We start from the raw sequence: 21,967 nt of genomic DNA, 5'->3' as shown, positions 1-21,967 counted from the left end.
GGAGGTACGGGCCCTCGGCCGGTCCCCCCGGCGCCACGGTCCCGTCACTCATCATGCAGACCACAGACAACAGCCTCACCTGGCTCCTGCAGAGGCTGCTGGAGCAGACCCCGGGAACGCGGCACGCCCTGGCCCTGTCGCGCGACGGGCTCAAGCTCTGCTGGACCGAGCACCTCACTCTGGACCAGGCCGACCAACTGGCGGCGATCTGCTCGGGCATGCAGGCGCTCGCGCAGGGCGCGTCCATCGAGTTCGGTGACGGATCCGGTGGCGTACGGCACTCGATGACGGAGTTCCACGGCGGCCTGCTCTTCATCGTCGAGGCCGGTGAAGGCGCGCACCTCGCCGTCGTCGCCACCGAGGACGCCGACCCGACCGTGGTGGGCCACCAGATGACGCAGATGGTCGAGCAGATCGGCGAACACCTGCGCGCCGCACCACGCGGCGAGGCGCGAGGGAGCGGGTCATGACCCTACGCCCCGTCGACACCGGCGACCCCGACCGGCTCTACACGGTCACCGGTGGACGCAGCCGCTCCGCGGACTCCTTCGACCTGGTGACCCTCGTGGTCAGCGAGTCCCGGCCGACCGCCGGAATGCAGTCGGAGCACGCGCGGATCCTCGATCTGTGCCGCCACCCGACCGCCGTCGTCGAGATCGCCGCCGAACTCTCGCTGCCCGTCACCGTGGTGCGCATCCTGCTGGACGACCTGCACGCCATGGGCCGCATCACCGCCCGCCATCCGCGTACGGCCGCATCGCCCACCGCTCTCCCCGACTCCGAACTGCTGAAGGAGGTGCTCCATGGGCTCCGTAAGCTCTGAGCTGCCGGGCGAGCGCACACCGCTGGCCGATGCAGCGGAAACCGGCCTGAAGATAGTCGTCGTCGGAGGATTCGGCGTCGGCAAGACCACGCTCGTCCGCTCGGTGAGCGAGATCCGGCCGCTGAACACCGAAGAGGTCATGACGCAGGCGGGCGTCGGCGTCGACGAGACGGACGGCGTCGACGCCAAGACGACCACCACGGTCGCCTTCGACTTCGGCCGGATCAGCCTCAACGAGCGCATCGTGCTGTATCTGTTCGGCGCTCCGGGCCAGGAGCGCTTCTGGTTCCTGTGGGACCGGCTGTTCTCCGGCACGCTCGGCGCGGTGGTCCTCGTGGACACACGGCGGATGGACGACTCGTGGTACGCGATCGACCGGCTGGAACACCACGGCACACCGTTCGTCGTGGCGGTCAACCGCTTCGACGACGACCACGCCCACTCGCTCGACGAGATCCGCAAGGCCCTGGCGCTGCCCGAGCACATCCCGATGATCGACTGCGACGCCCGGGTCCGGCGGTCCAGCAAGAACGTACTGATCACGCTCGTCGACCATCTGCGTACGATGGCCATCGCCCGGGAGACGACACCATGAGCACGTCCAGCCCTTCCAGCCCCACCGGCCCGTCCAGTGCCTTCGGCGCCCCCGGAGCCTCCGGCGTCTCCGGCTGCCCGGTCGCCTCCGGTGCGGTGCGGCTCTCCGGCGCCTCCTACCAGCAGACGCCCACGGAGCTCTACCGCTCGCTGCGGCGGGAGCACGGCGCGGTGGCGCCGGTCCTGCTCGACGGCGACGTTCCGGCCTGGCTGGTGCTCGGCTACGCCGAACTGTCCTACGTCACCACCCACGACGAGCTGTTCGCCCGGGACTCGCGCCGCTGGAACCAGTGGGACAGCATTCCGCCGGACTGGCCGCTGCTGCCGTACGTCGGCTACCAGCCGTCGGTGCTGTTCACCGAGGGCGACGAGCACCGGCGCAGGGCCGGGGTCATCACCGAAGCGCTGGAAGGCATCGACCAGTTCGAGCTGGCCCGCGACTGCCGGCGCATCGCCGACCAGCTCATCGCGGAGTTCGCCGGAAGCGGCCGCGCCGAGCTGATGAGCAGCTACGTCCACGCGCTGCCGATGCGGGCCGTGGTCCAGATGTGCGGCATGCCGGTCTCGGGCGCGGACACCCAGCAGCTGGTGGACGACCTGCGGATCTCGCTCGACGCCGGTGAGGGCGACGACCCGGTGGCGGCGTACGGACGCGTCGGCGAGCGGCTGCGCCAACTGGTCAAGGACAAGCGGGCGGCCCCCGGGCCCGATGTCACCTCGCGGATGGTGACGCACCCGGCGGACCTCGCGGACGAGGAGATCGTCCAGGACCTGATCTCGGTGATCGCCGCGGCCCAGCAGCCCACCGCGAACTGGATCTGCAACACGCTGCGGCTGCTGCTGACCGACGAACGCTTCGCGGTGAACGTCTCCGGCGGCCGGCTCAGCGTCGGCGAGGCGCTCAACGAGGTGCTGTGGCTGGACACTCCGACGCAGAACTTCATCGGCCGCTGGGCCGTACGGGACACTCAGCTCGGCGGACGGCACATCCGGGCGGGCGACTGCCTGGTCCTGGGTCTCGCCGCGGCCAACACCGACCCGGAGATCTGGCCGGAGTCGTACGTCGGCGCCGAGAACTCCGCCCATCTGTCGTTCAGCGGCGGCGAACACCGCTGCCCCTACCCCGCGCCGCTGCTCGCCGATGTGATGGCCCGTACAGCGGTGGAGACGCTGCTGGAACAGCTGCCGGACCTGATGCTGGCGGTGGAGCCGGCGGAGCTCGCCTGGCGTCCGTCGATCTGGATGCGCGGACTGTCGGCGCTGCCGGTGCGGTTCAGCCCGATGGCGCAGTAGCGGAAGCGGCAGCAGCGGTATCGGCATCGGCAAAGGTGTTGTGGGCGGCCGGAGTTCACGTCTCCGGCCGCCCACGATCGACGGTTCCGGTCAGCCGGACACCGGCGTGAAGCGGACCGGCAGGCTCTGCGGGCCCCGGGTGAAGACACCGTGCTCGACCGGTTCGAAGCCGTCGGCCGGCCGCAGATCCGGCATGGCGTCCAGCAACTGGTCCACGCCGACCTCGACTTCGGCCTTGGCCAGCAGAGCGCCGACGCAGAAGTGCCGGCCGAGCGCGAAGGCCAGGTGGTCGGCCGCCGCCGAGAAGGCGTTCGTGGCGGTCAGGTCCTCACGGAAGATGTCGAAGACATCGGGGTTCCCGTAGCGGTCCTCGTCACGGTTGGCGGCACCGATCAGGCAGGTCACGGTCGCGCCCGCCGGTATGGTGCCGCCGCTCACCTCCACCTCCGTCGCCGACTGGCGCATGATCATGTGCACCGGCGGCGTGTAGCGCAGCGTCTCGGCGAAGGCCCGGGCGATCAGGCTCCGGTCGGCGCGGACCGCCGCCAGCTGCTCGGGGTGGGCCAGCAGGTTGGCGAAGATACCGGCGATGGCCTTGTCGGTGGTCTCACCGCCGGCCGCCAGCAGCAGACTGCAGAACGCCTTGACGTCCTCGTCGCTCATCCGGACACCGTCGACCTCTGCCGTGCACAGCGCCGACAACAGGTCGTCGCCCGGCGCCTCACGCCGCTTCCGGATGATCGGCAGCATGTACTCGGCGAACTCGACGCGGGTACGTTCACCCGCCCGCGCCACGTCCTGATCGCCGGAGAGATTACCGAGAAAGGCGATGACGGCCGTATACCAGCCGTGAAATCGCTCATGGTCGGATTTGTCGAGACCGAGCATGTCCGCAATGACGTTCACGGGAAAGCGGGTGGCGTAGTCGGCGACCAGGTCGACGGAGCCGGAGGCGCGGAACCCGTCGATCAATTCGCGCGAATTGCGCTCGATGACCGGTAAGAACTTGTCCCGCAGTTCGCTGCCCCGGAAGGCGGGCGCGACCAGCGCCCGGCGGACGGCGTGTTCACGCCCGCTGAGCTGGAGTATCGTCCGCCCGTGCACGGGCTCGATCTGCCAGTCGTAGTTCTCGGTGGTGAATTCACCGGCTTTGTCCTTGAAGACGCGCTCGACGTCCTCATACCGCGAGACGATGTAGCTGCGGGTGGCCTCGTGCCACAGGAGTGGCGTGTCATGACGCATGAGGCGATATGCCTCGTACGGGTCTCTCTCGAACTCGGGTGACAGAATGTCCGGCGCTGGGACCGACATGAACACTCCCTTGGGATGCGAACGAGAACGGATAACTGGCCAAGCCAATCAGCTCTCGCGAACAGGTATTCGTCAAGGGTTGCCGTCCGTTGCACACCGGGCCGATGCGGATCGCGAAGGGCCGGTGCGGGGCCGGCCGCTCGCCCCGGCGGAGGAGCGCTCAGCTCTCGTCGTCCGGCCCCGCCGCCACCCGTCCGGTCAGCGCCGCCAGCGAGCTGCGTACGTGCGCCATGTGCGCCTGGACCTCCTCACGGCCCTCCTCGTGCTCGCGCAGGATCCGCTCCGTCTCCCGGGCCACCCGCTCCTCCCGGACCCGGGCCTCCGCCAGGATCTCCGCCGCCCGCGCCTCCGCGTCCTCCTGGCCGTGCCGGGCCGCCTCCTGTGCGGCGGCGAGGCCGCGGCCCGCCTCCGCCAGCAGCGCCTCGGCCCGCTCGGTCAGCTCCGTGTGCCGGGCCTCCAACTCCGCCTCGGCCGAAGCGATTTCGGCCTCCGCCGCCTGGTGCCGCTCCGCGTGCTCCTGGTCCTGGTGGGCCAGCACGCTCGCCGTACGGCTCCGGGTCTGCGCCATCGCCGCCTCGGCTGCCCCGCGCACCTGCTCGGCCTCCTCACGGGCCGCGGCGAGGATGCCCTCCGCCTCCCGGACCGCCACGGCGACCCGCTCCCCCGCCGCCGCCACGGCGGCCGCGCGCACCGCGTCCGCCGCCTCCCGCGCCGCCTCCCCGGCCGCCCGGCCCCCGGCGTCGGCCGCGTCCGCCAGCTCCTGGCCCGCCGCCTCCGCGTCCGCCCGCAGCGACGCGGCCTGCTCCCGCGCCAGCCCGAGAATCCGCTGGGCCCGCTCCCCCAGCTCCGCGTAGTCCGGCTCGGGCAGCGCCGCCGCGGTCTCCGCCAGCCGGGCCGCCTCGCCCGCCAGCTCCTCCGCCAGTGCCGTCAGCCGCGAGACCTCCGCGAGCGCGCGGTCCCGCTCGGCGGTCCGGGCGGCCATCGCCCGGTCCACCTGCTCCGGACGGTAGCCACGCCCCCGCACGCCGACGACGTCGAACGACGCGGACACCGGTCCAGCACTCATAGCCTGAAGCCCCTCTACGACATACGGACGCACGGATGCACGCGGGTCGCCCCGCGATACGTCAAGGATGCGGCAATTGGTGCCGGAAGTCGGAATCGATCAGCGGCATTCAGGCCGGAAGCGACCGGCATCACAGACCCGGGCGAACCGGTGGTCATCGGCCGGGCGACTGGGCACACGACGAGGCGCCCGGACCCTCTCCGGGTCCAGGCGCCTCGTACACGCTCGCCGTTAGTACCGCGTACGGCTCAGATCAGGCCGTCCCACATCTGCTCCAGCAGCACCGACCACCAGCTCTCCGGCGACGCCAGCGCCGCCGGGTCGAGCGCCACCAGCTGTGCCTGGAAGTCGACGGTCCAGCGGCCCGCCTGCTCCGGGTTCAGCCCGAACCTCAGCCGCCACATCCGGCCCAGCAGCGCCATCGACCGCACGAACTCCGGCAGCCCGGTGTTCACGAACTGCGGCGGCACCGACTGCCCGCCGGGCCCCGCCTCCACCGGAACGGCCACGATGTTCGCCGTCCCGTACTGGACGCAGAGCGCCTTGCCGAAGTCCGTACCCATCACCAGGTACGACCCCGCGTCCGGCGCGGCCTGCACCTGACGCTGCGCCGCCAGCTCTCCCAGCGTCGGCACCACCGGCTGCCCCGGCTGCGCCCAGAAGAACGGCCCGAAATCGGCGGGCAGCCCCGCCCAGACCAGCGTCTGCGCGACGATCTCGGGCACACCCTGACGGGACACCGCCCGCTGGTCGAACCGCAGGATGCCCTGCGGGCCGAACGCCTGCACCAGCTCCTCGGCCACCGCCTCCGGCGGCAGCGCGGGCGCGGGCGGCAGCTGCGGCAGCGGTGCCCGCACCGGCGCGGGCCGCGCCGGTCCGTCCGCGACCTGGTGCAGCTCGCCCTGGTGCGTCAGCAGATGCTGCATGCCCTGCTGCCGGCTGGCGTGATCCGTGCCGTACGGGGCGACGCTGGTGATCCGCACCTGCGGCCAGGTCTCCCGGATCATCCGCGCGCAGTAGCCGCCCGGCAGCTCGCAGGACTCCAGCTCGGTGTGCAGCTCGATGACCTGCTGCGGCGGCACGTTCATCGCCCGCAGCTCGTGCAGCATCTGCCACTCGGGGTGCGGGGTGCCCGGCGCCGAGCGGCGGATCAGCTGCTGCTCGCTGCCGTCCGGAGCACGGAACCGCAGCACGGCCTGGTAGCCGGGGCCCACGGTCGGCTGACCGGTGGGCTGCTGCGGATAGCCGTACGCCGGGGGCGGCGGGGTGTGCGGACCTGGCGGCGGACCGGGCGGGCCCGGCGGCTGCGGTACGGAACCGGGGGCGCCGCCCAGCGAAGCGCCCGGGGCTCCGGGAGGGCCGGGCGGACCGGGCGGACCGGGCGGACCGACCTGACCCGGACTCGCGAACATCGTCTCCGCGTGGTGCACCCCGCCACCCGGAGGCGGCGTGGCACCGGGCGGCGGACCCGGCGGACCGGGAGGCTGCGGGGCACCGGGGGCACCGGGGGCACCGGGCGGGCCCGGCGGCCTGGGCGCACCCGGCCTTGGCAGACCCGCACCGATGCTGCTTCCGTCGGCGAGCATCGTCGCGGCGTGGTGCACCCCGCCACCCGGAGGCGGCGTGGAGCCCGGCGGCGGACCGGGCGGCCCGGGAGGCGGAGTGGAACCCGGGGGCGGCGTCGCGCCGGGAGCACCGGGCGGGCCCGGAGGCGCGGGCGGTCCGGGCGGGCCGAGCTGGGAGACGAGCTGCGTCGGGACGTACCCGCCCGCCGGGGCCCCGGGCGCACCCGGGCCCGAAGGCGGCGGCGTGGCTCCCGGCGGCATACCGGGAACCCCGGGCGCACCGGGCGGCGGTGGGGTCGACGGACCGCCCCCACGCGCTCCGCGCGGCGGCACCACGGCCTTGCTGGTGGCCGCGTCGGCGATGTCACCGGCACGGTCCGACGCACCCTGCTCCGGCCGGAGCGCCGGCGCCACCTGCGTACGCGGCAACTGGCTGCCCCCGGACATCAGTGCGGTGGGCGCCTCCGCCGGGACGACCGGCGGCGGGGCCTCCTCGTCGTCCGTCCCCGACAGCGGCGGCGCGAACACCGTCGCGGGCAGCGGGACGGCCGCGTCGTCGGAGTCGGAGTTGGTGTCCGTACCCGCCCAGGGGGTCGCCCCGGCGGGCACGCCGTCGGAGGCCGTGGGCTCGTAGGCGTCGCCACCACCGGCGGCGGGCCACGACGCGGCGGAGCCCCCGGCGGAAGGAGAGGAAGAGGGGGAAGGAGGAGAGGAGGGCGGCGGCGTCGCGGACGCGGCGACCGGACCGGGAACAGGGGTCTCGCCCGAGTCCGCCGGGGACGGCGACGAGGACGGCTCGCCCGCCTGCGCGCCCGGGTTCGCGCCCGAGCCCGCATCCGACTCCGGCTCCGGCCCCGGCCCCGAATCCCGCCGCTCCGCACGGTGATCCGGAATCCCCAGCTTGTCCGCCGCCTCCTGGAGCCACTCCGGCGGAGTCAGCAGGAACGACGTCTGGTTCAGATCCACCCGCTGCGGCGGCTCCGGAGCGGGCGCCGGCGCACCGGCCGGAGCGCCGTACTCCTCCTCGTACCGCCGGATCACCTCGCCCACCGGCAGCCCCGGCCACAACGTGGCCTCGCCGCTGTCCCGGGCGATCACCAGCCGCTGACGGCCGCCGTCCGAGACGGGGCCCTCGGGCCGGTCCTCGGCCCAGACCACGAAACCCAGCTCGAACTCACGGACCCGCACCTCACGGTGCTGATACGCGGGCACGTCACCGTTGACCCACTCGTCCGCCCGCTCCTGCGCCTGCGCGAAAGTCACCACCGCGCTCACCCCTCCACCGGGACGGCGCGCGCGAAGCCGCCGTCCACCATCAGGTTCGCCACGGTCTCCAGCTCCGGCGGATTGCCCGCCAGCCGCTGCAGGAAGGCGTCGAAGTCCGTACCGCAGGGCAGCAGCAGCCGCTCCACACGCTCCTGGACACTCCAGCCGTCCTGGTCCCGGGCATCGTCGTACGGGCAGAACCACACCGAACCGACGTCCTGGCCGCGCACCTTCACCGCCAGAATCCCGCCCTGGACGAACGCGACGCCCAGGTAGTCCTTGGTGAAGTGGTCCCGCAGGCACTTGTTCACGTACACCAGGTCGTTCATCGCGGCCTCGTCACGCACCGTGAAGAACGGCTGGTCCACCAGCAGCCCCAGCTCCGCGTCGAGCGCCGCACCCACCGGGGCCGAACCGCCGGCCGCCTTCAGGAAGGAGCGGTACGCGCCGGGCAGCCGGTAGCCGAGGTCCTCCTCGACGCCCTGCACCTGCTGCTCGCTCACCGCGACCGCGCCCTTGGGCAGCCGGAAGTGCGCCGGACGGGTCTCCTGCAACGGGCGGGTGCCCCGCCGGTTCTGGTCCACGTCCGTACCCGCCAGACCGCCGTGATGACGCAGCAGCGCCTTCACCTCGACCGGCACCAGCTCCATCCGACGGCCGCCCGGCACGTGGTGCCAGGTCCAGCCGTGCGGGGTCGCCACCGCGGGAATCGTGTCCCACAGGTCGTGACCGCTCGCTGCCATCGCCGCGTTCGCCGACACGTAGTCGGTCAGGCGCAGCTCGTCGATGCCGAAGCCCGGAGGCGGATCGGCGATCTCCGCGGCGGCGCGCGCGTACGGCGAAAGAACCGGGTGGCCGCTTCCGTCCATCCGCACCCCTGCGGGGTGGCGGGCCGCCCGGACCGGGTCCGGGAAGTTCACGACCTGCCCGGCATAGGCGGCGTTCGGTGGCGCGGCTTGCTGCCCGAGCCGACCTGTCGTCATGGCTGATGCCCCCTGCTGCGTCCGGTGTTCCGCACAGCCTAAGCGGTGGGGCGACAGGGGGTCCCGTCCCGCCGGTTCCGTCACGAACGGTCACATTCGCGTGACGGTGAGGCGACGGTCTCGCACCTTCGGGCGACACGCAGACACGTTTCCCCGCCCCAGCTTCCCCACCACCTGGCACATTTGGCAGGCTGTCCCCGCAACTCGGGGGATTGCAGGGAGGGACGTCAACACGATGCATTCGACACAAACCGTCACATCAGGGGATCCACGACTCACCTGGAGCAGCACCGAGACCAGCCGTACGCCACGACTGATCCACCGCCGCGACGGGATCCTTCCCGCGGTGGCCGCCGCCCTGTCCGTACGCGGCGAGACGCTCACCTGCACCGCGGGCAAGGGGGACCAGCCGCCGGTGCTGCACCCGCTCGTCCAGGACTTCCTCGACACCCTCACCAGCGGCCAGCGCGAACGCTTCACCGGGCGCTGCCCCGAAGCGATACTCCTCTCCCGTCAGCTCACCGCCGCCGAGAGCGGGCGCTCCAAGCGCGCCCAGCGAAAACCCCTGACCAACGGGGAAGCGCGCCGTGCGCTCAAGCACTCACGGCTCACCGCCCGCCGTATCCGCGAGGACGGCGACCCGCTCCACGGCAGCTACGCACCGCCCTGCCGATCCTGTTCGGCACTCCTGTCCCACTTCGGCGTACGCCCCGTCGACCTGACCTCCACCGGCGCCGCGACCACCGCCGAGAAGGGCTGACCGCCCACCGATGCACAACCGTCAGCAGCACACCTCCACCACCCGCTTCCCCGTCGCCGTCGACGCCGCCCTGCGCGAGGCGGGCTGGCAGCCCGGGCGCTGGGACATCCGCCAGGCGGAGGAGTGGGCCGACGCGCTGCGCTCCCACGCCTCTCCGGCCGGCCACCGGCACGCGGTCTTTCCGGCGGCGGTGGAGGCCTGGGCCGAGTTCGGCGGCCTCCACATCACGGCTTCCGCGCCGGGCCGGCACATCGCGCCCGCGTCGGTACGGATCGACCCGCTGAGCGGGCTCCATCTGGCCCGGACGCTCGGGGACCTCGGCCGGGCCCTGGAGACGGAGGTCAGCCCGCTGGGGGCGGAGGGGGAGGAGCAGGCGGTCCTGGCGATCGACACGGAAGGCCGGGTGTACAGCATCGACCACACGGGGGACTGGTTCCTCGGCCAGGACATCGACGAGGCCCTGGCCACACTGGTAACGGGCACGCAGCCGTCCCGCCTGACGTCGCCCTGAGCCACGTACACCCAGCCCGTCCGTCACTTGAGGACGAACCCGGCCACCACCAGCCGGTCCGGCACTTGAGGACGAACCCGGCCACCACCAGCCCGTCCGGCGTTTGAGGACGAACCCGACCACCACCAGCCGGTCCGGCGTTTGAGGACGGAACCGTTGCTCGGGACGAACCGGCACCATTGCTTCCCGGCCAGGAAAAGGTGCCGCCGCCCCACCCAGGCTTCCGTCCTCAAACGCCGGACGGGCTGAGATGGGCCGCCCCTCGCACGCCGACCAGGCGGAGTGGGCGGCCCCCGAAGCCGGACGGGCTGAGATGGCCGGCCCTCACGCGCCGGACAGGCCGGGATGGGTGGCAGGGAGCACCGCAGAGACCCGGAAGCCCCCCGCGTCCGTAGGACCGGACACGAACACGCCCCCCAGCCCCTGCACCCGCTCCCGCATCCCCACCAACCCGTTCCCCCCGCTCGGCAGCCCCGCATCCGCAGCCGCCGAGTCCGAGGGCCCGTTCTCCACCTGCATCGCGACCTCGGCGTCCCGGTGCGCCAGCCGCACCCACGTCTTCGCGCCCGCCGCATGCTTGTGCACGTTCGTCAGCGCCTCCTGCACCACCCGGAACGCGGTCTGCTCGACCTCCGGCGGATACGGCTGCACCTCACCGTCCACCGACATCTCGACGGTCATCCCCGCCTGCCGCGACTGCGCGACCAGCGCCTCCAGCTCGTCCAGCCGGGGCCCGTCCTCCGAGGCGGCGGCAGCGGCGGCCGCGGCCACCTGCTTCACCGACGCCAGCGGAACCGCACCCGCCGCGGCCGGCGCGGTCAGCGCGTCCCCGGTCCGCAGCACCCCGAGCATCTCGCGCAGCTCCGTGAGCGCCTGCCGGCCCATGTCGCCGACCAGCGCCGCGTTGCGCACCGCCTTCGCCGGGTCCTTCGGCGCGACGGCCTGGAGCGCTGCGGCGTGGACCACCATCAGGCTCACCCGGTGGGCGACCACGTCGTGCATCTCCCGGGCGATCCGGGTCCGCTCCTCCGTACGCGCCCACTCGGCCCGCTCCTCGGCCCGGTCCGCGAGCAGCGACAGCTCCCGCTCCAGCGAATCGGCCCGCTCCCGCAGACTCTCCATCAGGCGTCGTCTGGCCCCTATGTAGAGGCCGAACAGCACGGACGGGGCCGTCAGCCCCACCGCCATGAAGACGGACATCAGCGGGACGTACCAGTCCCCCGGCCCGAAGTCGGCCTGTTCGGCGACGCTCTGGCGCAGCCGTACGTAGGTGACGATGAACGTCCCCACCAGCGCCATCCCGGCCAGGACGACGGTGATCCGGCGCGGCACCTCGGACGCGGCCAGGGTGTAGAGGCCCACGAGGGCCATCAGGAAGCCCATCTCGGCGGGCGTCATGGCGATCGTCACGAGCACCACGGCGATCGGCCACCGCCGGCGTACCAGCAGCACCGAACCGGCAAGAAGCCCGAAGACCACGCCCACCGGCACCGGAATCCCGGTGTTCCGGGCGAACTCCACCCCCTCCAGGCCACACTCCAGCGCCGAAACCAGCGCCAGTCCCACGTCCAGGGCGACACTGCGTCGCCGCTCCCACCACCAGTAGCCGCGGGTGGTCGATCCCGCCGCTTCCCGGTCTGCCCCCGTTGCGGTCATGGCATCCAGCCTACGGGCGGACGCATCTCATTTTCGGGTGACCGGCAACAGCACGTTCCGCATTCGAACAAGCACGAAACGCATGCCGATCGCCTGAAATAGCGAATCGACCACGCTTTCGACGCGGACGTTCGGATTCCGGACAACGATCCCTGTATGACGGAGACCACAGGCAAGTACGCCGACTCCAGGGCATGACCTACGACCGGATCCAGGTCGAGCCGGGCTGTTCGAAGAGTTCGGTCTCGCCGAGGGCAAGAACTCCGGGGAGACCTGTCGCGGTCGCCTCGTCATCTACGTGACCAAGAGCGCCGAGCTCTATCGTCGCGTAGAAGGCGCTTGGTACGGCATAGTGTTGGGTGCCGCTCCGGCGAGCCGACACGATGTCCGGTTTAGTCGGAATTAATCCCCCATGGTGTAATCAGGCAGCACTGCGGTTTTTGGTACCGTCTGTTCAGGTTCAAATCCTGATGGGGGAGCTCCGGCACGCGGGCCCCGACCACACCGGTCGGGGCCCGCCCCCGTTTCCACCGGAAACACCCCCGGTATCCTGCGGATGACCACCACCCGAAGCCGAAGGGCACATCCGTGAGCGCAACCAGCCCGGCAGCCGTCGTCGTCCTCGCAGCGGGTGAGGGCACCCGCATGAAGTCGAAGACTCCCAAGGTTCTGCACGAGATCTCCGGGCGCTCGCTCGTCGGACATGTCGTCGCCGCCGCCCGTGAGCTGGCCCCCCAGCACCTCGTCGTGGTCGTCGGACACGCCAGTGAGCAGGTCACCGCGCATCTGAACGCCGGCGACGCCCCCGTGCGCACCGCCTTCCAGGCCGAGCAGAACGGGACCGGGCACGCCGTCCGCATGGGGCTGGAGGAGCTCGGCGGATCCGTCGAGGGCACCGTGATCGTCGTCTGCGGCGACACCCCTCTGCTGTCCGGCGAGACGCTCGGCGCGCTCGCCGCCACCCACGCCGCCGACGCCAACGCGGTCACCGTGCTCACCGCCGAGGTTCCGGACTCCACCGGTTACGGGCGCATCGTGCGCGACCCCGCCACCGGTGCGGTCACCGAGATCGTCGAGCACAAGGACGCCACCGACGAGCAGCGGACGATCCCGGAGATCAACTCCGGGGTGTTCGCGTTCGACGGGCGGCTGCTGGGCGACGCCCTGGGCAAGGTGCGTACCGACAACAGCCAGGGCGAGGAGTACCTCACCGATGTGCTCTCCATCCTGCGCGAGGCCGGGCACCGGGTCGGGGCGTCCGTGGCGGGCGACCACCGCGAGATCCTCGGCATCAACAACCGGCTCCAACTGGCCGAGGCGCGTCGGCTGCTGAACGAACGGCTACTGGAGCGGGCGATGCTCGCCGGTGTGACGATCGTCGACCCGGCGTCCACGCTGATCGACGCGACCGTGACGTACGAGCGGGACGCGGTCGTGCATCCCGGGACCCAACTGCTGGGGGCGACGCATCTCGCGGAGGACTCCGAAGTGGGGCCGAACTCGCGGATCGAGGACACCCTCGTCGGCGCCGGGGCCCGGATCGACAACACGGTGACGCTCTCGGCCGAGGTCGGGCCCGGGGCGTCCGTGGGGCCGTACGCCTACCTGCGGCCGGGCACCCGGCTGGGCACGAAGGCCAAGGCCGGTACGTACGTGGAGATGAAGAACGCGACGATCGGGGAAGGGACCAAGGTCCCCCACCTCAGCTACGTCGGTGACGCGACCATCGGCGATCACACCAACATCGGTGCGGCGAGCGTCTTCGTGAACTACGACGGCGTCGCCAAGCACCACACGACGATCGGCTCCCACTGCCGCACCGGCTCCGACAATATGTTTGTGGCGCCTGTCACGGTCGGGGACGGGGTCTACACCGCCGCCGGGTCGGTCATCACGAAGGACGTGCCCGCCGGTTCGCTGGCCGTGGCGCGGGGCCAGCAGCGGAATATCGAGGGTTGGGTGGCCCGGAAGCGTCCGGGCAGCGCCGCCGCTCAGGCCGCCCAGGCTTCCGCGCAGGAGACCGACGGCCAAAGCTGACCGGAAACAGGTGCGCCGGTGACGGCGTACCGTGATAGATGCTCACCCCATTTCGGCTGGCTCGTTGCACATCGGGACCTATGCGTGCAGCGCCAGATACACGTCTGAGGAGACTGTGCTGTGACCGGGATCAAGACGACCGGCGAGAAGAAACTGATGCTCTTCTCCGGCCGCGCCCACCCCGAGCTGGCCGAGGAGGTCGCCCATCAGCTGGGAGTCGGACTCGTGCCGACGAAGGCCTTCGATTTCGCCAACGGTGAGATCTATGTGCGGTTCCAGGAGTCGGCACGTGGCGCGGACTGCTTCCTGATCCAGAGCCACACGGCTCCGATCAACAAGTGGATCATGGAGCAGCTGATCATGCTGGACGCGCTGAAGCGCGCCTCGGCCCGCTCCATCACGGTGATCGTGCCGTTCTACGGCTACGCCCGCCAGGACAAGAAGCACAAGGGCCGTGAGCCGATCTCGGCCCGCCTGGTGGCGGACCTGATGAAGACGGCGGGTGCGGACCGGATCCTCACCGTCGATCTGCACACGGACCAGATCCAGGGCTTCTTCGACGGCCCGGTGGACCACCTGTTCGCGCTGCCGATCCTGGCGGACTACGTGGGTGCGAAGGTCGACCGTTCCAAGCTGACGATCGTGTCGCCGGACGCGGGCCGCGTGCGGGTCGCCGACCGCTGGTGCGACCGGCTGGACGCGCCGCTGGCGATCGTGCACAAGCGCCGTGACAAGGACGTGCCGAACCAGGTCTCCGTCCACGAGGTCGTCGGCAACGTCGAGGGCCGCGTCTGTGTGCTGGTCGACGACATGATCGACACCGGTGGCACGATCTGCGCCGCCGCCGACGCCCTGTTCGCGCACGGTGCGGAGGACGTCATCGTGACGGCGACGCACGGGGTGCTGTCGGGTCCGGCGGCGGACCGGCTGAAGAACTCGAAGGTGAGCGAGTTCGTCTTCACGGACACACTGCCGACCCCGGGTGAGCTGGAACTGGACAAGATCACAGTGCTGTCGATCGCGCCGACGATCGCGCGCGCGGTGCGTGAGGTGTTCGAGGACGGTTCGGTGACGAGCCTCTTCGAGGAGCAGGGCTGACAGCAGTGCTGATCACCGCCTGGTGATCCACTTTGGGATGCGGCCTCTCCGCCGGGTAGACTCAGCGAGTTGCTCGGCGAGGGAGGCCGTACCTGTGTGTACGGCGGTCCGTTATCGACGCGCTCTTCGTAGCAGGCCTGTCGTGGGCCGGGTGACCGTTCGTGTTCCGTCTCCCGACGGCTCACCCACCTGACGAGGAGTGCAACCATGGCTGAGATCAAGCTCGCCACCGAGGTCCGTACCGAGTTCGGCAAGGGCGCCGCCCGCCGTGTCCGTCGTGCCAACCAGGTTCCCGGTGTCGTTTACGGCCACGGCGCCGAGCCGGTCCACGTCACCCTTCCCGGCCACGAGCTGCTGCTCGCGCTGCGTACGGCCAACGTGCTGATCGGTCTGGAGATCGACGGCAAGGACGCGCTGGTCATCCCGAAGGCCGTGCAGCGTCACCCCCTCAAGGGCACCATCGAGCACGTCGACCTGCTGACCGTGAAGCGCGGCGAGAAGGTCGAGGTCGAGATCGCGGTGCACGCCGAGGGCGACCTGGCGCCGGGCGCCAACCTGCTCGAGTTCGTCCTGAACACGCTGCTCGTCGAGGCCGAGGCCACCCACATCCCCGAGTCCGTGACGGTCTCCGTCGCGGGCCTGGACGCCGGTGACTCGATCGTCGCCAAGGACATCCCGCTGCCGAAGGGCTCCGTGCTCGCCGGTGACGAGGACGCCATCGTGATCCAGGTCGTCGCCGCGCAGGCCGAGGAGCCGGCCGCCGGCGAGGCCGCCGAGGGCGAGACCGCCGAGGCCTGAGCCTCACGCTCCACCCGCACCACTTCTGTTCCACCTGCTTGACTGACGGGGTGGTGGTTCCCTTCCGGGAGCCGCCGCCCCGTTTGCCTGTGCCGTAGGCCGTATGTGAGGAGACCGAGCGCTGATGTCCGACGCCACCGACCCCTGGCTCATCGTGGGCCTGGGCAATCCGGGTCCCGACTACGCGGCGAACCGGCACAACGTCGGGTTCATGGTCGCCGATCTGCTGGCGACACGGATCGGCGGGAAGTTCAAGCGGGCGCAGAAGGCGCAGGCGCAGGTCCTGGAGGGGCGGATCGGTCCGCCGGGTCCGGCGAGCCGGCGGGTGATCCTGGTGAAGCCGATGTCGTACATGAATCTGTCGGGCGGGCCGGTGACGGCGCTGCGGGACTTCTACAAGGTGCCGACGGACCATGTCGTGGCGGTCCATGACGAACTGGACGTCGACTACGGGGCGCTGCGGCTGAAACTGGGCGGCGGGGACAACGGGCACAACGGGCTGAAGTCGATGACGAAGGCGATGGGTCCGGACTATCACCGGGTGCGGTTCGGGATCGGGCGGCCGCCGGGGCGGATGCAGGTCGCGGATTTCGTGCTGAAGGACTTCTCGTCGACGGAGCGCAAGGAGCTGGCGTTCCTGGTGGACCGGTCGGCGGACGCGGTGGAGTGTCTGCTGGCGGAGGGTCTGGAGCGGGCGCAGAGCGCGTACAACTCCTGAGGGCCGTGCCCGGTTCGTCGCGCTCCCCCGCCGCGTACAACTCCTGACATTCCTGGTGCTGGTGGGGCGTTTTTCGGCCATAGGTTGACCGGGGACGCGGGTCTGGCAAAGGATCGGCCCCCATGAAGCGGAGCTCTTCCCGGCGTGCGGCGGTCGCGGGCCGTCGGGCGGCCATGGGGCTGGTCGTCCTGGTGCTGCTGGTCGCGGGTGCGTGGTCGTCGTGGGACACCGCGCACCACATCGTTCTGGCCAAGGGCCGTGACCACGGGACCGTGACGGTGACGGGGTGCGGCGAGGAGACGTGCACCGGGTCGTACGAGCCGGACTCGGTGTCGCGGGAGCGCCCGCGGGTGACCGTGGACGCGTCCGTCGCGGCGCGGAAGGGGGATCGTTTCCCCGTGGTGGTGAAGCCCGGTACCGATGTGGTGGTCCGCACGGGGCTGCCGGGCCTTCTGCATGCCTGGGTGCCGTTGGGCGGGGCGCTGGTGCTGGCCGCGTTCGTGATCGGCGGCGGGCTGCGGCTGACGCGTACGGCGTGGGGTGCGGGAACGGCGGGGGCGGCCCTGCTGGTGGCGACGTTCGTCGCGCTGTAGCAGGACCGCCCCGGGGTGTTCCGTACGGTCGGCCGGTGTTGACGGTCAGCCGGTGTTGCGCAGGCCCGCCGCGACACCGTTGACGGTGAGCAGCAGGGCGCGGGAGAGCAGCGGGTCGGGCTCCTCGCCGCGTTCGGCTGCCTGGCGCTGGCGGGCCAGCAGCGAGACCTGGAGGTAGGAGATCGGGTCCAGGTAGGCGTCGCGGATGGCGAAGGTCTGCTGGAGCACCGGGCTGGTGCCGAGCAGTTCGGTGGATCCGGTGACCTTGAGGACTTCGCTCACCGTGAGCGCGTGCTCGGCCTCGATGGCGTCGAAGACGTGCTTCAGCTCGTCGGGGACGAGCGTGTCGACGTAGTGCCGGGCGATGCGCAGATCGGTCTTGGCGAGCGTCATCTCCACGTTGGAGAGGAAGTTCCGGAAGAAGTGCCAGTGCTCGTGCATCTCTTCGAGGACGGTGTCGAGTCCGGCTTCGCGCAGGGCCTTGAGGCCGGAGCCGACGCCGTACCAGCCGGGCACGATCTGGCGGGACTGGGTCCAGCCGAAGACCCACGGGATGGCGCGCAGCCCGTCGAGCGAGACGCCGGAGCCGGGGCGGCGGGAGGGCCGCGAGCCCAGGTGCAGGTCGGCGAGCTGGTCCACCGGGGTGGAGGCGAGGAAGTACGCGGGCAGGTCCGGGTCCTCGACGAGCTTGCGGTAGGCGCTGTGGGCCGCGTCGGAGGCGGTGTCCATGGCCGCGTCCCAGCGGGCGAGGGCCTCGTCGGACTGGCGGGGCGCGGTGTGCAGGGCGGAGGCCTGGAGGGTGGCCGCGACGGTCAGTTCCAGGTTCTCGCGGGCGAGGGCCGGGATGAGGTACTTGTCGGAGATGACCTCGCCCTGCTCGGTCACCTTGATCTCGCCCTCCAGCGTGCCCCAGGGCTGGGCGAGGATCGCATCGTGCGAGGGGCCGCCGCCGCGGCCGACGGTGCCGCCGCGGCCGTGGAAGAGGCGCAGGCGTACGCCGTAGCGGTGGGCGACGTCGCGGAGGCGTCGCTGGGCGCGGTGGATCTCCCACTGGGAGGTGGTGATGCCGCCGAACTTGGAGGAGTCGCTGTAGCCGAGCATGACCTCCTGGACGTCGCCGCGCAGGGAGACGAGGCGGCGGTAGGAGGGGTCGGCGAGCATCGCGTCGAGGATGACGTCGGCGGCCTTGAGCTCGTCGGTGGTCTCCAGGAGCGGCACGATGCCGATCTTGGCCCAGCCGGCGTGCAGGTCGACGAGTCCGGCCTCGCGGGCGAGGACGGCGGCGGCGAAGACGTCGTCGGCGCCCTGGCACATCGAGATGATGTAGGACTCGATGACCTCGGGGCCGAAGCGTTCGAAGGCCTGCTTGATGGTGTGGAAGACGCCGAGGGTCTTCTCGCCGGCCGCGTCGAGCGGGGCCGGGGTGGGGGCCAGCGGGCGGCGCGAGCGCAGTTCCTTGGCGAGAAGCTTCTGCCGGTAGTCGCGGGGCATGTCGGCGTAGCGCCAGGACTCCTCGCCGAGCCGGTCGAAGAGCTGGCCGAGGGCATGGTGGTGGGCGTCGGCGTGTTCGCGTACGTCCATGGTGGCGAGCTGGAGGCCGAAGGCGGCCAGGGTGCGGATGGTGCGGTCCATCCGGCCGTCGGCGAAGAGGCCGCCGCGGTGCTCGCGCAGGGAGGTCTGGATGAGCTCCAGGTCGGCGAGGAGCTCGGCGGTACCGAGGTAGTCGCAGCCGGGGCGGTGGGGGGTGCCTTCGGCGAGGCGCTCGCGGGTGTTGACGAGCTTCTGCCGGATGCAGGTGGCCTTGAGGCGGTAGGGCTCCTCGGCGTTCAGCCGCTTGTAGCGGGGGCTGATGCCGGGGAGGCGTTCCAGGTCGGCCTGGAGGGAGGTGAGGAGTTCCTCGGTGGCTCCGGCGTAGCGGATGGAGTTGGAGAGGAGGCCGCGGAGGTGGTCGATCATCTCCAGGGCGTCGGTGATGCCGTGCTCGTGCTGGAGGATCAGGACGTCCCAGGTGACGGCGGGCGTCACGTTGGGGTTGCCGTCGCGGTCGCCGCCGATCCAGGTGCCGAAGGTGAGGGGGCGGGTGCCGGCGGGGAGTTCGACGCCGACGCGGTCCAGTTCGGCGGCGAGGTCCTCCAGGACGTCGCCGACGGCGTTGGCGTGCAGCTCGTCGAGGTAGTAGATGGCGTTGCGGGCCTCGTCGGCGGGCTCCGGGCGGACGACGCGGAGCTCGTCGGTCTGCCAGATGAGGTCGATGTTCTCGGCGAGCCGGAGGTCCAGGCGACGGCGGTCGGCCTCGATGGCCGGGGTCTCCAGGAGGGCCGCGATGCGGCGGAGCTTGTTGAGGACGGAGCGGCGGGCGGCCTCGGTGGGGTGTGCGGTGAAGACGGGGCGGACGTTGAGGTTCTTGACCGTCTCGCGCAGGTGCTCGGGGTCGGCGTCCTTGAGCCGGTCGGCGGTGCGGGCCAGCAGGCCGCCCTCGGCCGAGCGGCGGTCGCGCATCTCGTGGGCGCGGTGGACCTGCTCGGTGACGTTGGCGAGGTGGAAGTAGGTGGAGAAGGCGCGCACGAGCTGGGCGGCGGTCTCCAGGTCCGTGTCGCCGAGGAGCTCGGCGGCGGCCTCGCCGTCGGTGCGGGTCAGGGCGCGGACCCGCTCGACGAGGTCGAGGAGCTCCTGGCCCTCCTGGCGTACGAGGGTCTCGCCGAGAAGGTCGCCGAGGCGGCGGATGTCGGCGCGCAGCGCGGGGCTGGCGGCAGGGGTCTGGTCGGCACTGCTCACAGTGTGCGGCTCCTTGCAGTGAATGAGGAGGTGCGTTCGCTTCGCCGTCCCCATGTGTCCGGTGGTGGGGGCGGGAGGCGGGGTCCGGGGCCCTGCGGCTGGCAGCGGTGCTGTCGCCACGCCCCGACGAGCGGGTGCGGACCGCGCTGTCCGACGCTCCCAGGATAGGTGTCGTCGCAGGCGGCGTGTCCGTTGCCCCGGCGGGGTCGCGGTCGCCGCCCAGGAGGCACCCGGGCGGTTACCCCCTACCCCGGGGGCGGGCGGGTTACCGCGTGGGACGGGTTGGAGCGGCCTCTCGTGTTGTGGGGCCCGTCACTGCCATACTTACCAAGCCGTAGGTTACGGAACCGTAGCCAGGCAGTCCCAGTACCGCTCCCTCACCCTCCGAGGTACCCCCCAATGCCGAGCACTCCCCATGCTCCCCATGTGATCGACGAGACCGAGCCGCCCGGGGCGGCCGGGGCCTCGCTGCCTCCCGCCACGCTGGGCGGCGACAAGAAGCGGTCGATCGAGCAGTTCGCGCTGCTGGCGTTCATCCTGGTGCCGTTCGTGGCGCTGGTCGCGGCGGTGCCGCTGGCGTGGGGGTGGGGGGTGAGCTGGCTGGATGTGGGGCTGCTGGTGGCGATGTACTTCATCGGCTGCCACGGGATCACGATCGGCTTCCACCGGTACTTCACGCACGGTTCGTTCAAGGCGAAGCGGCCGCTGCGGATCGCGCTGGCCGTGATGGGCTCGCTGGCGGTGGAGGGGCCCCTGGTGCGGTGGGTGGCCGATCACCGCAAGCACCACCGGTTCTCGGACGCGGAGGGCGACCCGCATTCGCCGTGGCGGTTCGGCGGGACGCTGCCGGCCCTGATGAAGGGGCTGTGGTGGGCGCACATCGCGTGGATGTTCGACGAGGAGCAGACGCCGCAGCAGAAGTACGCCCCCGACCTGGTCAAGGACCCGGCGATCCGGGCGATCTCGCGTCACTTCCTGACCTTCACGATCGTCTCGCTGGCTGTTCCGCCGCTGGTCGGCGGTCTGGTGACGATGTCGTGGTGGGGTGCGGCGACGGCGTTCTTCTGGGGTTCGCTGGTGCGGGTGGCGCTGCTGCACCATGTGACCTGGTCGATCAACTCGATCTGTCACGCGGTGGGCAAGCGGCCCTTCAAGTCCCGTGACCGGTCGGGGAACGTGTGGTGGCTGGCGGTGCTGTCGTGCGGCGAGTCGTGGCACAACCTGCACCACGCGGACCCGACGAGCGCGCGGCACGGGGTGATGCGGGGGCAGATCGATTCCAGCGCCCGGCTGATCCGCTGGTTCGAGAAGCTGGGGTGGGCCACGGACGTACGGTGGCCGGATGCCGCGCGTATCGACTCCCGGCGCACGTCAGTACCGGCCGACGCGGCATGATTGACGACGTGGCGACCGACTCCAGCACGAGCAGCGAGAAGAGCAGTCCTACCCCCTCCCGGCGGGCCCGGCGGGTCCGGATGACGGGCAAGGAGCGCCGTGAGCAGCTGCTGGACATCGGGCGCGCCCTGTTCGCCGACAAGGGCTTCGAGGGCACGTCGGTGGAGGAGATCGCGGCGCGCGCCGGGGTGTCCAAGCCGGTGGTGTACGAGCACTTCGGCGGCAAGGAGGGCCTGTACGCCGTGGTGGTCGACCGCGAGATGCGTCAGCTGCTGGACATGGTGACGGGGGCGCTCACGGCGGGCCATCCGCGTGAGCTGCTGGAGCAGGCGGCGTTCGCGCTGCTGGACTACATCGAGTCGTACACGGACGGTTTCCGGATCCTGGTGCGGGATTCGCCGGTGGCGCAGTCGACGGGCACGTTCGCGTCGCTGATCAGCGATATCGCCACGCAGGTGGAGGACATCCTGGGCCTGGAGTTCAAGGCCCGGGGCTTCGACCCGAAGCTGGCCCCGCTGTACGCGCAGGCGCTGGTGGGCATGGTGGCGCTGACGGGCCAGTGGTGGCTGGACGTCCGCAAGCCGAAGAAGGCGGAGGTCGCCGCCCATCTGGTGAATCTGTGCTGGCACGGGCTGGAGAACCTGGAGTCGAAGCCGCGGCTGATAGGGCACCGGAAGAGCTGAGCACCGGGCGGGAGGTCCGACGGCCCGGTCCGTCGGACCTCC

The 21,967-nt window shown here is 71.4% G+C and carries 19 protein-coding genes and 1 tRNA gene; 14 read left to right on the top strand and 6 right to left on the bottom strand.

Annotated elements, in window-relative coordinates; genetic code table 11:
* Positions 1 to 53: 53 nt before the first annotated feature.
* The 4 genes from AC0VY3_RS04300 to AC0VY3_RS04285 are packed head-to-tail and all read left to right on the top strand — an operon-like array spanning position 54 to position 2,710.
* On the top strand, positions 54 to 470 hold the full coding sequence (locus AC0VY3_RS04300) for a roadblock/LC7 domain-containing protein (protein ID WP_103508449.1): 417 nt from the start codon (positions 54 to 56) through the stop codon (positions 468 to 470).
* Positions 467 to 823: a DUF742 domain-containing protein gene (locus AC0VY3_RS04295; protein WP_103508448.1), complete on the top strand. Its 357-nt coding sequence runs from the start codon at positions 467 to 469 to the stop codon at positions 821 to 823. The genes AC0VY3_RS04300 and AC0VY3_RS04295 overlap by 4 nt, the downstream gene beginning before the upstream one ends.
* Positions 804 to 1,418, top strand: coding sequence for a GTP-binding protein (locus AC0VY3_RS04290; protein WP_103508447.1), 615 nt, complete (start codon positions 804 to 806; stop codon positions 1,416 to 1,418). Before AC0VY3_RS04295 ends, AC0VY3_RS04290 begins: the two co-directional genes overlap by 20 nt.
* The gene (locus tag AC0VY3_RS04285) at positions 1,415 to 2,710 is read left to right on the top strand and encodes a cytochrome P450 (RefSeq protein WP_103508446.1); all 1,296 of its coding nucleotides are present in this window, start codon (positions 1,415 to 1,417) and stop codon (positions 2,708 to 2,710) included. The genes AC0VY3_RS04290 and AC0VY3_RS04285 overlap by 4 nt, the downstream gene beginning before the upstream one ends.
* 90 nt (positions 2,711 to 2,800) lie before the next feature.
* Here AC0VY3_RS04285 and AC0VY3_RS04280 read toward each other — a convergent pair whose 3' ends face one another.
* The 4 genes from AC0VY3_RS04280 to AC0VY3_RS04265 all read right to left on the bottom strand — a co-directional run bounded on the left by AC0VY3_RS04280 (position 2,801) and on the right by AC0VY3_RS04265 (position 8,901).
* Complete coding sequence (locus tag AC0VY3_RS04280) at positions 2,801 to 3,952, bottom strand: cytochrome P450 (RefSeq protein WP_475548973.1); 1,152 nt, start codon at positions 3,950 to 3,952, stop codon at positions 2,801 to 2,803.
* 229 nt (positions 3,953 to 4,181) lie between these two features.
* Positions 4,182 to 5,087, bottom strand: a complete 906-nt coding sequence (locus tag AC0VY3_RS04275) for a cellulose-binding protein (protein WP_475548972.1) — start codon at positions 5,085 to 5,087, stop codon at positions 4,182 to 4,184.
* Between the two features lie 248 nt (positions 5,088 to 5,335).
* Positions 5,336 to 7,918, bottom strand: a complete 2,583-nt coding sequence (locus AC0VY3_RS04270) for an SUKH-4 family immunity protein (RefSeq protein WP_475548971.1) — start codon at positions 7,916 to 7,918, stop codon at positions 5,336 to 5,338.
* A gap of 5 nt (positions 7,919 to 7,923) precedes the next feature.
* Positions 7,924 to 8,901 carry an SMI1/KNR4 family protein gene (locus tag AC0VY3_RS04265; RefSeq protein ID WP_030633156.1) on the bottom strand — a complete coding sequence of 326 codons (978 nt, stop codon included), beginning with the start codon at positions 8,899 to 8,901 and terminating at the stop codon, positions 7,924 to 7,926.
* Between the two features lie 235 nt (positions 8,902 to 9,136).
* Here AC0VY3_RS04265 and AC0VY3_RS04260 point away from each other — a divergent pair, with 235 nt between their 5' ends.
* Positions 9,137 to 9,661 (top strand): YwqJ-related putative deaminase, encoded by a 525-nt coding sequence (locus AC0VY3_RS04260; RefSeq protein ID WP_030086269.1) that lies wholly within the window; start codon positions 9,137 to 9,139, stop codon positions 9,659 to 9,661.
* Between the two features lie 10 nt (positions 9,662 to 9,671).
* Positions 9,672 to 10,172, top strand: a complete 501-nt coding sequence (locus tag AC0VY3_RS04255) for an SUKH-3 domain-containing protein (protein ID WP_475548970.1) — start codon at positions 9,672 to 9,674, stop codon at positions 10,170 to 10,172.
* 324 nt (positions 10,173 to 10,496) lie between these two features.
* On the opposite strand, the gene AC0VY3_RS04250 is transcribed toward AC0VY3_RS04255, so the two are convergent.
* On the bottom strand, positions 10,497 to 11,828 hold the full coding sequence (locus tag AC0VY3_RS04250) for a sensor histidine kinase (RefSeq protein WP_475548969.1): 1,332 nt from the start codon (positions 11,826 to 11,828) through the stop codon (positions 10,497 to 10,499).
* 406 nt (positions 11,829 to 12,234) lie between these two features.
* On the opposite strand from AC0VY3_RS04250, the gene AC0VY3_RS04245 reads away from it, so the two are divergent.
* The 6 genes from AC0VY3_RS04245 (at position 12,235) to AC0VY3_RS04220 (ending at position 17,072) form a co-directional block, all read left to right on the top strand.
* A tRNA-Gln gene (locus AC0VY3_RS04245) sits at positions 12,235 to 12,307 on the top strand.
* 109 nt (positions 12,308 to 12,416) lie between these two features.
* Positions 12,417 to 13,865, top strand: a complete 1,449-nt coding sequence (gene glmU / locus AC0VY3_RS04240) for a bifunctional UDP-N-acetylglucosamine diphosphorylase/glucosamine-1-phosphate N-acetyltransferase GlmU (RefSeq protein ID WP_475548968.1) — start codon at positions 12,417 to 12,419, stop codon at positions 13,863 to 13,865.
* A gap of 120 nt (positions 13,866 to 13,985) precedes the next feature.
* Positions 13,986 to 14,963 carry a ribose-phosphate diphosphokinase gene (locus AC0VY3_RS04235; RefSeq protein ID WP_006125162.1) on the top strand — a complete coding sequence of 326 codons (978 nt, stop codon included), beginning with the start codon at positions 13,986 to 13,988 and terminating at the stop codon, positions 14,961 to 14,963.
* A gap of 207 nt (positions 14,964 to 15,170) precedes the next feature.
* Positions 15,171 to 15,761 (top strand): 50S ribosomal protein L25/general stress protein Ctc, encoded by a 591-nt coding sequence (locus AC0VY3_RS04230; protein WP_103507389.1) that lies wholly within the window; start codon positions 15,171 to 15,173, stop codon positions 15,759 to 15,761.
* A 124-nt stretch (positions 15,762 to 15,885) separates the two neighbouring features.
* Positions 15,886 to 16,479 carry an aminoacyl-tRNA hydrolase gene (gene pth / locus AC0VY3_RS04225; RefSeq protein ID WP_103507390.1) on the top strand — a complete coding sequence of 198 codons (594 nt, stop codon included), beginning with the start codon at positions 15,886 to 15,888 and terminating at the stop codon, positions 16,477 to 16,479.
* A gap of 122 nt (positions 16,480 to 16,601) precedes the next feature.
* On the top strand, positions 16,602 to 17,072 hold the full coding sequence (locus AC0VY3_RS04220; protein WP_242742421.1) for a hypothetical protein: 471 nt from the start codon (positions 16,602 to 16,604) through the stop codon (positions 17,070 to 17,072).
* A 45-nt stretch (positions 17,073 to 17,117) separates the two neighbouring features.
* Here the strand turns inward: AC0VY3_RS04220 and ppc are convergent, their stop codons facing one another.
* Complete coding sequence (gene ppc, locus AC0VY3_RS04215) at positions 17,118 to 19,847, bottom strand: phosphoenolpyruvate carboxylase (protein ID WP_103507392.1); 2,730 nt, start codon at positions 19,845 to 19,847, stop codon at positions 17,118 to 17,120.
* Between the two features lie 399 nt (positions 19,848 to 20,246).
* Here ppc and AC0VY3_RS04210 point away from each other — a divergent pair, with 399 nt between their 5' ends.
* Positions 20,247 to 21,242, top strand: coding sequence for an acyl-CoA desaturase (locus AC0VY3_RS04210; RefSeq protein ID WP_103507393.1), 996 nt, complete (start codon positions 20,247 to 20,249; stop codon positions 21,240 to 21,242).
* The gene (locus AC0VY3_RS04205; protein WP_103507394.1) at positions 21,239 to 21,925 is read left to right on the top strand and encodes a TetR/AcrR family transcriptional regulator; all 687 of its coding nucleotides are present in this window, start codon (positions 21,239 to 21,241) and stop codon (positions 21,923 to 21,925) included. The genes AC0VY3_RS04210 and AC0VY3_RS04205 overlap by 4 nt, the downstream gene beginning before the upstream one ends.
* Positions 21,926 to 21,967: the final 42 nt, after the last annotated feature.

The organism is Streptomyces sp. iso_384, assembly GCF_056172905.1.
Note: the sequence above shows the minus strand (reverse complement) of the source record. Positions and strands in the feature narration are given on the sequence as shown.

Excerpts from the sequence above, each read along its gene's own strand:
- AC0VY3_RS04295 (WP_103508448.1), top strand. The coding sequence starts at position 467 with ATGACCCTACGCCCCGTCGACACCGGCGACCCCGACCGGCTCTACACG.
- AC0VY3_RS04210 (WP_103507393.1), top strand. The coding sequence starts at position 20,247 with ATGCCGAGCACTCCCCATGCTCCCCATGTGATCGACGAGACCGAGCCG.
- AC0VY3_RS04230 (WP_103507389.1), top strand. The coding sequence starts at position 15,171 with ATGGCTGAGATCAAGCTCGCCACCGAGGTCCGTACCGAGTTCGGCAAG.
- AC0VY3_RS04260 (WP_030086269.1), top strand. The coding sequence starts at position 9,137 with ATGCATTCGACACAAACCGTCACATCAGGGGATCCACGACTCACCTGG.
- AC0VY3_RS04205 (WP_103507394.1), top strand. The coding sequence starts at position 21,239 with ATGATTGACGACGTGGCGACCGACTCCAGCACGAGCAGCGAGAAGAGC.
- AC0VY3_RS04285 (WP_103508446.1), top strand. The coding sequence starts at position 1,415 with ATGAGCACGTCCAGCCCTTCCAGCCCCACCGGCCCGTCCAGTGCCTTC.
- AC0VY3_RS04250 (WP_475548969.1), bottom strand. The coding sequence starts at position 11,828 with ATGACCGCAACGGGGGCAGACCGGGAAGCGGCGGGATCGACCACCCGC.
- pth (WP_103507390.1), top strand. The coding sequence starts at position 15,886 with ATGTCCGACGCCACCGACCCCTGGCTCATCGTGGGCCTGGGCAATCCG.
- AC0VY3_RS04290 (WP_103508447.1), top strand. The coding sequence starts at position 804 with ATGGGCTCCGTAAGCTCTGAGCTGCCGGGCGAGCGCACACCGCTGGCC.
- AC0VY3_RS04275 (WP_475548972.1), bottom strand. The coding sequence starts at position 5,087 with ATGAGTGCTGGACCGGTGTCCGCGTCGTTCGACGTCGTCGGCGTGCGG.
- AC0VY3_RS04300 (WP_103508449.1), top strand. The coding sequence starts at position 54 with ATGCAGACCACAGACAACAGCCTCACCTGGCTCCTGCAGAGGCTGCTG.
- AC0VY3_RS04280 (WP_475548973.1), bottom strand. The coding sequence starts at position 3,952 with ATGCGTCATGACACGCCACTCCTGTGGCACGAGGCCACCCGCAGCTAC.
- AC0VY3_RS04265 (WP_030633156.1), bottom strand. The coding sequence starts at position 8,901 with ATGACGACAGGTCGGCTCGGGCAGCAAGCCGCGCCACCGAACGCCGCC.
- AC0VY3_RS04255 (WP_475548970.1), top strand. The coding sequence starts at position 9,672 with ATGCACAACCGTCAGCAGCACACCTCCACCACCCGCTTCCCCGTCGCC.
- AC0VY3_RS04220 (WP_242742421.1), top strand. The coding sequence starts at position 16,602 with ATGAAGCGGAGCTCTTCCCGGCGTGCGGCGGTCGCGGGCCGTCGGGCG.